Genomic DNA, 12,407 nt, shown 5'->3' with positions numbered 1-12,407 from the left:
CCTTACCGGGACCCGGCGTCCCCACAGGAGTCCCCATGCGCGTCATCGCCTTCGACCACCTCGTTCTGAACGTCGCCGACCTCGAACGATCGCTGGCCTTCTACTGCGGGCAGCTCGGTCTGGAGCCGGTCCGCGTGGACGACTGGCGCGCGGGCGAGGCGCCCTTCCCCTCCGTGCGTGTGAGCCCGACGACCATCATCGACCTCGTCGAGGGGCCCCGCGGCGGCTCCAACGTCGACCACCTCTGCCTGGTCGTCGAGCCCCTCGACTGGCAGGAGGTCGTCGACGCGGGCGAGTTCACGGTCGTCGACGGCCCCGGTCCGCGCTTCGGTGCCCGCGGCGACGGACAGTCCCTGTATGTCAGCGACCCGGACGGCAACATCGTCGAACTCCGCTGGTACGCGCCCGACGCCTGAGGCCACCGGAGCCCGTCACCGTCCGGGGCACCCACGGCCCCCTGGCCATGGGTGCCCCGGACGGTCCGCGTCACATACCGCCCGTGAGGCGGCCGACCAGCCCGCCGGGGGAGTCGTCCTCCATCTTGCGGTCGGAGGCGCCGTCGGAACCGCGCCCGCCCTCGCGACCCGACACCACCACGTCCTTGCCCATGGGGGCGTCGGAGACGTCCGCCCCGGAAGCCGAACGGGGGGTGGAGTAGTCCGGGTTGGCGTCGGCGGCGGCGGTGCCCGCGCCGCCGAGCAGGGCGGCGGTGGCCAGGGTTACTGCGAAGAGCGTGGTGCGGATACGCATGAATCCTCCTCAGAGCCGAGACATCGATCAGCCTCTGTACTTCCCGCCGTCGTCTGCGCGATGTGGAGAGCGCCACAAAGATCACCCCGTTGGACCCTTGCGCGGACGGTCCTCCTTGCTGCCTGCCCGTCATGCGCCGTACGGGGCAGGCCCCGTGCACACGTGCCATCGGTCAGGCCCGTACGGCGGGGCATGGCCGGGCCGGCCTGGACAGGTGTGCGACCCCGTTGTCAGTGGGGATTCCTACACTGATCGGGACGTCTCTCGCGCACGCGGTGCGCGGGCGCGCCCCGGGGGGAGGGAGCAGGCGATGCTGCGGCAGGAGTTACCACCTCGGCGTTCCGGAGCGGCCGACGGCCCGCCCGCGCCGGATCCCGGGACGCCGGCCCCCGCCGCGCCGACCACCGCACCGGCCCGGCTGCTGACCTGGCTCGGGCGGCTGGGCCCGCCGGCCGCCGCGTTCGGCGCTTTCCAGACGCTGATGGGGCTGCTGCCGGAGAGCCTGGCGGGCGAGGCGGCGCGATACAGCCTGGCGGCGACGGCCGGTGCCGGGGTGGGCGCCGTGGTGTGGCTGGCGGCCGCCCTGCTGCAGGCCCGTGCCACCGCCGCCGCATCGGCGTCGCCGCCCGGCCCCGCGGTGCCGGTGGCCGGTGCGCTGCCCGAGCTGATGGACGGCACGTACGAGGCGCTGCGGCGCGGTCTGTCGGTGATCGAGGTCCCCGGCCGCGGTCCGCTCACGGGCTGGCCGCACTCCCTCGCCGAGAGCCGTCCGCCGGTGCACCCGACGGCGTTCGGCACGGCGTACGGGCTGCATCTGCTGCTCGACATCGCGCCGTACGACGGGCGCATACGGGCCGGTGAAGTGGCCGAGACGCTGTGGCGGCTGCGGCTTCCCGGCGGCGGGTGGGCGGCCCGCTCGCAGGGCAGCGGGGCGCGCCCCGAGGTGACCGCGATCGTGCTGGGCGCACTGGCCCGGGCCGGCGCAGATCCGCGGCTGCTGGAGGCCGAAATACATTCCTGCGAGGCGCTGTTGGACCCGGACCACGATGCCTCGGGGCTGGGCAGCACCTATGTGGTGACCAATGTGCTGCGCGGTCTGCTGCGGGCGGCGCCCGGCTCCCCGGCGCTGCACCGGCTGCGTGAGGTCCTGGTCAACGGCGCCACGGCCGACCCGGCGCGCGGCCACCACCGCTGCTGGGGTGCGGCGCTGGCCGGCGGACTCGGCAATCCGGCGCCGTCCGCGGCGCACACGGCGCGGGCGGTGGTGACGCTGGACCGGGCCGCGCGGGTCCTGGGTGAGGACTCCCGGCAGCGGGCGGTGCGCGAGGAGGGCCTGCGCTGGCTGCTGGCGGGCGCGGCGGCGCCGGACGGCGACACCGATCTGGACAACTGCCAGGAGGAGGTGCGGCGCCCGGGCCAGGAGGACCCGCTGCATCAGGAACTGTTGTCGGTACGGCATTTCTCGGCCGCCTGGGTGGCCCGGGCCCTGATGACGGACGGGGCGCGGAAGGTCGCCGCGGAGGGGGCGGGGCCGCAGGTGTGGGAGGAGCGGCTGACCGCGGCCGTGGCGCGGGTACGGGGGATGCAGCAGGGCGGGGTGTGGCGGTGGGACGACGGCGCGATGGGCCATCCGGTGTGGATGGCGTATCAGGGCCTTTCGGTGCTGCGGCGGCACGCGCTGATGGTCTACCGGCCGTGAGGTCGGCCGGGTTCGGGGCGGCGGGGGCCGCCGGCGGTCGGCGGCCCCGGTGAACGGGAGGCGGACATGCAGGTCGAGGAAGCGCGGCGGCTGCTGGCGGAGCGGCTCGGCGGCGGGCCGCGGCCCCCGTCGCCCGAGTCGGCGCGTGCGGCGATCGCCCGGCTGGCACGGCCCGACACGCTCGGCCCGCTGGTGCGCCGATTAACCGCCGGCGACCGGGACCTCGCGGAGTGCACCCGGCTCTCGTACCGCCATGTGCTGGGCTTCGACAAGCTGTTGCTGCTGTCCGGGGCGCCCCGGTTCATGCTGCGGGTCCACTTCTGGCACGGCCGGACCGACACGGTCCCCGAGGACATCCACAACCACCGCTGCGCCATCGCCTCGGCCGTGGTGCGCGGCCGCGTCCGGATGGAGTGCTACGAACCGGCCCCGCACGGCATGCCCGTGGTCGCCTATCGGGAGACGATCGACGGGCCCGGCGGGGCGTGGCGGCTGCGGAGGGTCGGGGAAGCGCGGCTGCGGCTGCTGCGCACGGAGCGGTTCGGCGCCGGGCGGAGCTACGGTCTGGACGCCCGTACGCTGCACCGGGTGGTGAGCGAGCAGCCGACGGTGACGCTGTTCCTGGAGACCGCCGCGCAGCGTGCGGCGACCGACGTCTACGTCCGGAGCGGCAGGGCCGGCGGGCGCGCCGCCGCGGTCAGGGACGACGGCGTCGGGCGCCCGGCTGCGCCGCCCAAGACTCCGCTGCCGCCGGCCGTCTATCTTGCCGAACTCGACGCGTTGGCCCGCTCTTTGGGCTACTGAACGGGACCGGTCCCAGCCCCGCGTAGCCATAGCGGGCCGTCATCGCGCGCAGCCCCGCCGCGTCCAGCCGGCCGCCGAGCGCCTGGCGGATCACGCCGAGGTTGTACGCGTCCACGCCCGCCTCGGCCAGCTCGGCCGGCCGTGCCCAGCGGTAGGCCTGGTCGGCGCTGGGCAGTACGACATCCAGCGTCAGCGGGCGGACGATGAAGTTGTCCTGGTGGTTGCGGACGCGGCGGCCCTGATAGTCGCTCAGGAAGCTGGACGCGCCGGTGCGCGCGACGATCGCCCCGAGGAGTCCGGTCTCCTCCTTGAGCTCCCGCAGGGCTCCGCTCTCGGCGGACTCCCCGCGGTCCAACTTGCCGCACGGCACGCCCCACGCGCCGGGCAGGAAGCGCTCGCGGTAGCTGCGGCGCACGATCAGCACGCGGCCGTTGTGCACCACTACCGCCGCGGCCAGATGGGTGTGGGCTGCGGATTGATTCATCGGACATCTCGCAATCCGAAGGGACGGGCGGCAGGCCCGTGGCGGAGGTCCACCGTACCGGCGATGACTTCACGGCGGACCGGTGGCGACACGGGGCGGACGGTTGAACTGGCGTGCGGAGGGCTCCCATTGGGCGCGCACCGCGTTCGAGCCCGCCGGCTGCTGCCGGCCTGCGCTCGGAGCGGTCGAACGCCCCGGCCGCCGAGGGTGACCCTGGCGTGGGTAGGCATCCGAGGCGTACGCAACCCAGAGGTCTGGGTAGCCCGCTCACCCCCCGGCAGACTCCGTGTCATCGCCGCCGAACGGACGGTGGCGGGCGACAGGAAGGCAGCACGGCATCATGAGCGGCAAGAGCAACTCCCTTGCATGGAACGCCGGTTGGACGGCAGCCGTACAGCGACCCAGCGAGGGCTTCCACAAGAACTGGGCGCTGGAGGGGTTCGCGGACCAGACGGTGCGGCAGGTCGTGCGGGTCACCGGCGCCGGCACCCGGGCCCGGGTCAGGCTCTCCAACCGCTACGGGACCGCCCCGCTGGAGGTCACCGGCGCCACCCTGGCCCGCACGGACAAGGGGCCGGCCGTGCAGGACGGCACGGTACGCCGGCTCACCTTCGACGGCGCACCGTCCGTCCGGATCCCGCCGGGGGGCGAGGTCCACAGCGACGCCGCCGAGGTGACGGCGGCGGCGTTCGACTCCCTCACCGTCTCGCTGTACTTCGCACGTCCGACCGGACCGGCGACCTTCCACGCCCAGGCCTACGCCACGGCCTACCGCGCCGAGGGCGACCGGCTCGCGGCGTCCGATCCGGCGGTGTTCAGCGAGACGACGGTGTCCTGGTACCACCTCGCCGCCGTCGAGCTGGCGGACGGCGGCCCCGCGCGGCACGACACGGTGGTGGTCTTCGGCGACTCCCTCACCGACGGGTTCGCCTCGACCATCGACGGCAACCACCGCTACCCGGACGCGCTCGCCGAACGGCTGGCCGCGCGGGGCACCCCGCGCCCGGTGCTCAACCAGGGCATCGGCGGGAATCTGCTGCTCAACGACTCGGCGTGGTTCGGCGAGCGGGCGGTCGACCGCTTCCGGCGCGATGTGCTCGACCAGCCCGGCGTGCGCTCCGTGGTCGTCCTGGTCGGCCTCAACGACATCGGTTTCAGCGAGATCGATCTGCCGACGTACAAGCCGAACCCGGACAACTCCGTTGCGGACCTGATCGCCGGATACCGGACGCTGATCGCCATGGCGCATGCCGCGGGGGTGCGCATCACCGGGGCGACGATCATGCCGTTCAAGGGGTCGGAGTACCACTCACCGGCCGCCGAGGCGAAGCGCCGGGAGGTCAACGACTGGATGCGCACGTCGGGCGAGTTCGACGCGTTCGCCGACTTCGCCGCGGCGCTGGCGGACCCGGAGGACCCGGCCGCGCTCGCGCCCGCCTACGACAGCGGCGACCGCAAGCACCCCAACGACGAGGGCTACCGCGCGATGGCCGACGTGATCGATCTCGCCGCCCTCTAGGGCGTGTCCCAAATGCCGGAGAAGAGCGCGGCGGCCACCCCGACCAATTGAACTGGCCGCCGCACCATCGACCTTACCCGCGGGTCACTTACGGGTCACCACTTGATCGCCGGTCGGGGTGAGGTGTGCGTCACGTCGCACCAGCGCCGCATAGCGGCCGTCGGCGGCGAGCAGTTCGTCATGGGTGCCGCGTTCGGCGATCCGTCCGGCGTCCAGGACGACTATCTGGTCCGCGTCGCGGACCGTGGACAGGCGGTGCGCGATGGTGAGGGTGGTGCGCCCCTCGGACAGTGCGTCGATGGCCCGCTGCACGGCGTGCTCGGTGCGGGTGTCCAGGGCGCTGGTCGCCTCGTCCAGGACGAGTACCGGCGGGTCGCGCAGGATCGTGCGGGCGATCGCCAGGCGCTGCTTCTCGCCGCCGGAGAAGCGGTAGCCGCGCTCGCCGACGAGGGTGTCGTAGCCGTCGGGGAGGGCGGCGATGTGGTCGTGTATCTGGGCGGCCTTGGCGGCGCGTTCGATCTCGTCGTCGGTGGCGTCCGGTTTGGCGAAGCGGAGGTTGTCGGCGACGGAGGCGTGGAAGAGGTAGGTCTCCTGGGAGACCACGCCGACCGCCCGCGCCAGGGTGTCGAAGTCGAGGTCGCGGACGTCCGTGCCGTCGAGGGTGACCCGGCCCTCGGTCGCGTCGTAGAGCCGCGGTACGAGGTAGCTCAGGGTGCTCTTGCCGCTGCCGGTCGGGCCGACGACGGCGAGGCTGCCGCCGGCGGGGACGGTCAGGTCGATGCCGTCGAGGGTGGGCGCCGCGTCGGGGTCGTAGCAGAACCGCACGTTCTCGAAGCGGACCTCGCCGCGCGGGGCGGGCAGGCGGACCGGGTCGGCGGGCTCGGTGATGGCGACCGGCAGGTCGAGGTATTCGAAGATCCGCTGGAAGAGCGCGAGCGAGGTCTGCATCTGCACGCTGGTGGACAGCAGCGAGACGGTCGGCCGCAGCAGGCCCTGCTGGAGCGAGACGAAGGCGACCAGGGTGCCGATCGAGAAGACCGGCCCGCCGAACTGGAGGACCAGTCCCGCCGCCCAGTAGATCAGTGCGGGCATGGCCGCCATGACGATGCCGATGGTGGCCATCCGCCAGCGGCCGGCCATGTTGGCGCGGACCTCCAGGCCGACCAGGCGCTCGGACTCGTCGGCGAAGGACCGGGTGAGGGAGCCGGCCCGGCCCATCGTGCGGCCGAGCAGAATGCCGCTGACCGAGAGGGATTCGGTGACCATCGCGGACATCGCGGCCATCTGCTTCTGCCGCTGGGTGGTGATCTTCTTGCGTTCGTTGCCGACCCGGCGGCTGATCCAGACGAAGAGCGGAAGCAGCAGCAGCGAGACGGCGGTCAGCCGCCAGTCGAGCGCGAGCATGGCGCAGACCGTGGCGATGACCGAGGTCAGGTTGGAGACCAGGGAGGTGGCGGTCGAGGTGACCGTGGCCTGCATACCGCCGATGTCGTTGGCGATCCGGGACTGGACCTCGCCGGTGCGGGTGCGGGTGAAGAACGCCAGCGGCATCTGCTGGAGCTTGGCGTAGACGGCGGTGCGCAGGTCGTGCATGACGCGCTGGCCGACGGTGGTGGACACCAGCGTCTGCAGGACGCCGAAGACGCTGGTGGTGACGGCGGTGGCGATCATGCCGAGGGCGAGCAGGGTGAGCAGCCCGGTGCGCCGTTCGGGGATCGCCACGTCCAGGATCGCGCGGAGCAGGAACGGCGCGGCCACCGAGACCAGGGAGGAGGCACCGACGAGCAGGCCGACGAGGGCGAGGCGGGCGCGGTAGGGGCGGAAGAGGGCGAGGATCCGCCGCAACTGGACCGGCGCTTCGGGGTCCTTGGGCGGTGGGGTCCACTGGGGTTCGTCGCTGCGCATGGGCTCCTTCGAGGTGTACGGAAAAACGGGCGGGACAGACCGGTGCGAGCGTCATGGAGCTTAGCTCATTGTTACCTATACTCACAATGAACTAGGTCCTGATATCCGCTATCCTCGTGCCATGCCCTCCCCCGAGCCGACTCTCAGCACCGCCAACGTCGCCGAGCAGCTGGTACGGCTGACACGGCGGATGCACCGCGCCCAGAAGCACCATCTGGCGCACCTGGACATCGCCTTCACCCCCGCGCAGTCCCGGCTGCTGCGGATCGTCGACCACTACCGCGACGCCCCGCCCCGGATGGCCGACCTGGCCGAGCGGCTGGAGGTCGTGCCACGGGCGGTGACGACGCTGGTGGACGGGCTGGAGGCGCATGGCGCGGTGCGCCGGGTGCCCGATCCGGCCAACCGCCGGGTGGTACGGATCGAGCTCACCGACACCGGACGCGCCACACTCCGTGCGTTGCGCAGCGCGCGCCGCGCCGCGGCGGAGGAGATCCTGGCCCCACTGACCGCCGACCAGCGCCAGGTGCTGGGCGGTCTGCTGTCCACCCTGGTCGACGGACCGGGTGGACCGCACTGAGCAGACGCCCAGGGCCCGTCCGACGCCGATCCACCGGGCGGGCCCGGACGCGGAGTCGACCGGAGGAGTGCCCGCCATGCCCCTGCTGGAGCCGAAGCCCGAGTCCCTGCGGCCCACCGCCCACCACGGCCCCGCGCACGACCGGGTGGCCGACCGGCGGGCGTCGGGCACCCCCGAGCCGCTGCGCGGCGACCTGATCGCGCTGCTGGGCGCGGACAAGGTGCTGCACACGATCTCCGACCTGGTCCGCTACTCCTGCGACGCCAGCCCCTACCGCTTCGTCCCCCAGGTCGTGGTGGTGGCCGAGGACCTCGACGACGTCTCCGCGGTCTTCTCCTACGCCCACGGCAAGGGCCGCAAGGTCGTCTTCCGGGCCGCCGGGACCTCGCTCAACGGCCAGGCCCAGGGCGAGGACATCCTCGTCGACGTACGCCGGCACTGGACCGGGATCGAGGTGCTCGACGGCGGCGCCCGGGCCCGGATCCGGCCGGGCACCACCGTGCTGCGCGCCAACGCCGCACTCGCCCGCCACGGCAGGGTCCTGGGCCCCGACCCGGCCAGCGCCGCCGCCTGCACGCTTGGCGGGGTGGTCGCCAACAACGCCTCCGGGATGACGGCCGGCACCACCCGCAACTCCTACCGGACGCTGGCCTCGGTCACCGTCGTCCTGCCGTCCGGCACCGTCGTCGACACCGCCGACCCGGCCGCCGACGAGGAGCTGGCGCACGCCGAACCGGCGCTGTGCGCGGGCCTGCTGGCGCTGAAGGCCGAGATCGAGGCGGAACCGGAGCTGGTGGCCCGGATCCGCGCCAAGTACGCCCTGAAGAACACCAACGGCTACCGCCTGGACGCGTTCTTGGACGGTGCGACACCGGTGGAGATCCTGCGCGGGCTGACGGTCGGCTCCCAGGGGACCCTCGGCTTCATCGCCGAGACCGTCTTCGACACCGTGCCGCTGGACCGCCGCGCCTCCGGTGCGCTGCTGTTATTCCCCGATCTGGGCGCCGCGGCCGCCGCCGTACCGCGGTTCACCGACGCGGGCGCGCGGGCCGTGGAGTTGATGGACGGCAACACGCTGCGCGCCTCGGTGAGCGTGCCCGGGGTACCCGCGGACTGGGCGGCGCTGCCCAAGGACACCGCCGCACTGCTGGTGGAGTTCCGGGCGCCCGACGAGGCCGCCCAGGAGGCGTACGAGCGGGCCGCGGCGCGGGTACTGACCGAACTGGAACTGGTCGCTCCGGTCGCCTCCGTCAGCAATGCCTTCACCCGGGACGCGGCCACGCTCGGCGGCTACTGGAAGGCCCGCAAGGCGTTCGTCACGGCGGTCGGGGGCTCCCGGCCGTCCGGGACCACGCTGATCACCGAGGACTTCGCGGTGCCGCCGCACCGGCTGGCGGAAGCCTGTACCGCCCTGCTGGAGCTGCAGTCCCGGCACGGCTTCGACGCGGCGGTCGCCGGGCATGCCGGGCACGGCAATCTGCACTTCCTGCTGGCCTTCGACGCGGCGAAAGCGGACGACGTGGCGCGCTACGCCGCCTTCATGGACGCGTTCTGCCGGCTGACCGTGCGGCGCTTCGACGGCTCGCTCAAGGCGGAGCACGCCACCGGACGGAACATCGCCCCGTTCCTGGAGCTCGAATGGGGCCCGCGGGCAACGGAGTTGATGTGGCGGATCAAGGAGCTGGTGGACCCGCACGGCATCCTGGCGCCCCGCGTCCTCCTCGACCGCGACCCCCGGGCCCATCTGCGCGGCCTGAAGACCCTGCCCGAGATCGAGGCGATCGCCGACCCCTGCATCGAGTGCGGCTTCTGCGAACCGACCTGCCCCAGCGAGGACCTCACCACCACGCCCCGCCAACGGATCGTGCTGCGCCGCGAGATGCTCCGCCAGCCCCCGGGCTCCCCCGTGACCACCGAACTGCTGGACGCGTACGGCTATGCCGCGGTGGACACCTGCGCCGGCGACTCGACCTGCAAACTGGCCTGCCCGGTGGGCATCGACACCGGCGCGCTGATGCGGGACTTCCGGCATCGGCGCCACTCGCCGCGCGAGGAGCGGCTGGCGGAGCGGTCCGCCCGGCAGTTCGGTGCCGTGGAGAGGGCGGCGCGGCTGGCGGTGGCCGCCGCCGACCGGATCGGCGACCGCCTGCTGACGTCGCTGACCGGCACCGCGCGCCGGGCCGTACGCCCCGACCTGGTGCCCCAGTGGCTGCCCCGGATCCCCGGCGCGGCGGCCCGCCGGCTGCCCCCGACGCAAAGGGCGGGCGCGGCCGCGGTCTACTTCCCGGCGTGTGTCAACCGGATCTTCGGCGAGCATGCCGGACACCGAGGGCCTTCGCTGCCCGAGGCCGTCGTGGCGGTGTCCCGGCGGGCGGGCCGGCCGGTGTGGATCCCGTCGGACGTGACCGGGACCTGCTGCGCCACGATCTGGCACTCCAAGGGCTATGAGCGCGGCACCGCGGTGATGGCCAACCGCGTCGTCGAGGCGGCCTGGGGCTGGACGGCCGGCGGCCAACTTCCCCTGGTCGTGGACGCGTCCTCCTGCACGCTGGGCATCGCCCGTGAGGTCGTGCCGTATCTGACCCCGCTCAATCGGGCGCTGCACGCCGAGCTGACCGTCCTCGACTCCGTCGTCTGGGCCGCCGACGAGCTGCTGCCGCGGCTGCGGATCGAGCGCAGCGTCGGCTCCGCGGTGCTCCACCCCACCTGCGCCATGCAGCACTTGGGGGACGAGCCGCAGCTGCGGCGGGTCGCCGAGGCGTGCGCGCGGGAGGTGGTGGTGCCGCACGACGCGGGCTGCTGCGCCTTCGCCGGCGACCGCGGGATGCTGCATCCGGAGCTGACGGAGTCGGCGACCGCCAAGGAGGCGGCGGAGGTGACCGCGCGGCACTTCGACGCGCACCTGTCGGCGAACCGGATGTGCGAGATCGGCATGGACCGGGCGACGGAGGGCCGAGGGTACCGCTCGGCCCTCCTGGCGCTGGAGTGGGCCACCCGGTCCGGCGGGTGAGGACGGGCGGCGTCAGCCGGAGATGTGCAGCGCCACCGCGCTCTTGGCGGGCACGGTCAGCCGCGCCCGGCCGTCGTCGCCGACCGTGACCGTGTTGCCGGAGCAGTTGTCCGGTGCGGCCTTGAGCACGTTGCAGTACGTCCCGCCGGGCAGCGACGTGGCGAAGGTCTGCGTCAGTTCGCCGTCGCCGTCGTTGAGGGCGACGAAACCCTTGCCCCGGCGCCCGAAGGCGATCGCGCTCTTTCCGTTGTCCCACCAGTCGGTCAGCTCCGCGGACCCCACGGTGTTGCGGAACTTCACCATCGCGGTGATCTCCCGCTTGGCGTGCTGCTCGGTCCAGCCACCGCTCCCGCTGGGCGGCCCGGCGTCCTTGTCGGACCACTCGTAGCCGGAGTAGACGTTCGGCGAGCCGTAGGGCGAGGCCAGCATGAAGACGTTGGCGAGGGTGTAGGCCGCGCCGTCCTTGTAGGTGAGCGTCGAGCCGTTGCGCTCGGTGTCCCAGTTGTCGACGAAGGTACGGGCCTTGTCGCCGCCGAGTTTGCCGTCCGCGACGGACTTGAGCCGGGCGAGGTCGCCGCCCTGGAAGGCGCTCTTGAGGTGGCTGCCGTAGCGGAACTCGTCGACGTCGCCGATGCCGGTGTACTCGTCGGGCTGGACGGCCTCGCCGGCGCCGTGGATGACCTCCTGCACCCAGTAACCGGGATCGCTCATCTTGCCCTTGATGGCGGCGACGTCGGTGGCGGAGATGTGCTTGGCGGCGTCGATCCGGAAGCCGTCCACGCCCAGCGACCGCAGGCCGTCGAGGTACTTGGCGATGGTGGTGCGGACGTAGTCGCTGCCGGTGTCGAGGTCGGCGAGCCCCACCAGTTCGCAGTTCTGCACGTCGTCGCGGTTGGTGTAGTCGGAGATGCTTTTGCGGCAGCCGTGGAAATCCTGGTCCTGGTAGTAGCCGGGGTAGTTGTACTTGGTGTACTGCGTGCCGCCGGTGCCGGTGCCGGACCCGGCGGCCATGTGGTTGACGACGGCATCGGCGATGACCTTGACGCCGGCGCCGTGGCAGGCCCTGACCATCGAGGCGAACGCGTCCCGGTCGCCCAGCCGTCCGGCGATCTTGTAGCTGACGGGCTGGTACGAGGTCCACCACTGGTCGCCCTGGATGTGCTCGGTAGCGGGCGAGACCTCGACATAGCCGTAACCGGCCGGGCCCAGCTGGTCGGTGCAGGCCTTGGCCACGTCCGTGTACTTCCGCTCGAACAGCGTGGCGGTGACGGTCTTCTCGCCGGGCGGGGTGGCCTGGGAGGACCACGGCGCGACGGCGGCGAGGCCGGTGGCGGCCACTACTCCGGCCAGCGCCCCGCCCACCACACGGGAACGATGCTGCATCTTGCGGCTCCTTCGTCATGGGGCACGGCACGCCGCACCGCGCCCACGAGAGCAGCCACGCGCCAGGCCGCTATTGGGGGGTTTCCGTATCGGAGCCTGCCGTTTACCTCGTGAACACGTCAACCCTTTCCGCAAGGCTTTTCAGCAGCTTGCGAAAGATGCTGACGGGGAGCCGGGCGGTGTTGCAGCAAGAAGACCGGCGCGGCGGCCGGACACCGGCCCGGCGCCGCGAAAAGAGTCCAAGTGTGTCGTATCAAGAGTCCAATCGGCCCT

10 protein-coding genes are annotated in these 12,407 nt (G+C 72.8%); 6 read left to right on the top strand and 4 right to left on the bottom strand.

All coding sequences use genetic code 11. From position 1 onward, the window contains the following. Window positions 1–35 precede the first annotated feature (35 nt). A complete protein-coding gene (locus AC0680_RS02600; RefSeq protein WP_478624296.1) occupies window positions 36–416 on the top strand; it encodes a VOC family protein in 381 nt (126 codons plus the stop codon). Between the two features lie 70 nt (window positions 417–486). Here AC0680_RS02600 and AC0680_RS02595 read toward each other — a convergent pair whose 3' ends face one another. Beyond that, window positions 487–750, bottom strand: a complete 264-nt coding sequence (locus AC0680_RS02595; protein WP_384429164.1) for a hypothetical protein — start codon at window positions 748–750, stop codon at window positions 487–489. 310 nt (window positions 751–1,060) lie between these two features. On the opposite strand from AC0680_RS02595, the gene AC0680_RS02590 reads away from it, so the two are divergent. Continuing rightward, the gene (locus AC0680_RS02590; RefSeq protein WP_478624294.1) at window positions 1,061–2,449 is read left to right on the top strand and encodes a hypothetical protein; all 1,389 of its coding nucleotides are present in this window, start codon (window positions 1,061–1,063) and stop codon (window positions 2,447–2,449) included. Window positions 2,450–2,515: 66 nt separating this feature from the next. Beyond that, entirely contained in the window at window positions 2,516–3,253 is a 738-nt protein-coding gene (locus AC0680_RS02585; RefSeq protein ID WP_478624292.1) for a hypothetical protein, read from the top strand. On the opposite strand, the gene AC0680_RS02580 is transcribed toward AC0680_RS02585, so the two are convergent. Beyond that, window positions 3,147–3,737: an NUDIX domain-containing protein gene (locus AC0680_RS02580; RefSeq protein WP_478624290.1), complete on the bottom strand. Its 591-nt coding sequence runs from the start codon at window positions 3,735–3,737 to the stop codon at window positions 3,147–3,149. The two genes, AC0680_RS02585 and AC0680_RS02580, sit on opposite strands and share 107 nt — an antisense overlap. Before the next feature lie 340 nt (window positions 3,738–4,077). Here AC0680_RS02580 and AC0680_RS02575 point away from each other — a divergent pair, with 340 nt between their 5' ends. Beyond that, entirely contained in the window at window positions 4,078–5,256 is a 1,179-nt protein-coding gene (locus tag AC0680_RS02575) for an SGNH/GDSL hydrolase family protein (protein ID WP_478624288.1), read from the top strand. 84 nt (window positions 5,257–5,340) lie between these two features. On the opposite strand, the gene AC0680_RS02570 is transcribed toward AC0680_RS02575, so the two are convergent. Continuing rightward, complete coding sequence (locus AC0680_RS02570) at window positions 5,341–7,161, bottom strand: ABC transporter ATP-binding protein (RefSeq protein ID WP_478624286.1); 1,821 nt, start codon at window positions 7,159–7,161, stop codon at window positions 5,341–5,343. 121 nt (window positions 7,162–7,282) lie between these two features. On the opposite strand from AC0680_RS02570, the gene AC0680_RS02565 reads away from it, so the two are divergent. Together AC0680_RS02565 and AC0680_RS02560 are read left to right on the top strand one after the other, a co-directional pair. Then, window positions 7,283–7,741 (top strand): MarR family winged helix-turn-helix transcriptional regulator, encoded by a 459-nt coding sequence (locus tag AC0680_RS02565; RefSeq protein ID WP_478624285.1) that lies wholly within the window; start codon window positions 7,283–7,285, stop codon window positions 7,739–7,741. Window positions 7,742–7,817: 76 nt separating this feature from the next. Then, entirely contained in the window at window positions 7,818–10,751 is a 2,934-nt protein-coding gene (locus AC0680_RS02560; RefSeq protein WP_478624283.1) for an FAD-binding and (Fe-S)-binding domain-containing protein, read from the top strand. A gap of 12 nt (window positions 10,752–10,763) precedes the next feature. Here AC0680_RS02560 and AC0680_RS02555 read toward each other — a convergent pair whose 3' ends face one another. Then, the gene (locus AC0680_RS02555; RefSeq protein ID WP_478624281.1) at window positions 10,764–12,134 is read right to left on the bottom strand and encodes an alpha-amylase; all 1,371 of its coding nucleotides are present in this window, start codon (window positions 12,132–12,134) and stop codon (window positions 10,764–10,766) included. Window positions 12,135–12,407 lie beyond the last annotated feature (273 nt).

This window comes from Streptomyces sp. NPDC043738, assembly GCF_056436545.1.
Note: the sequence above shows the minus strand (reverse complement) of the source record. Positions and strands in the feature narration are given on the sequence as shown.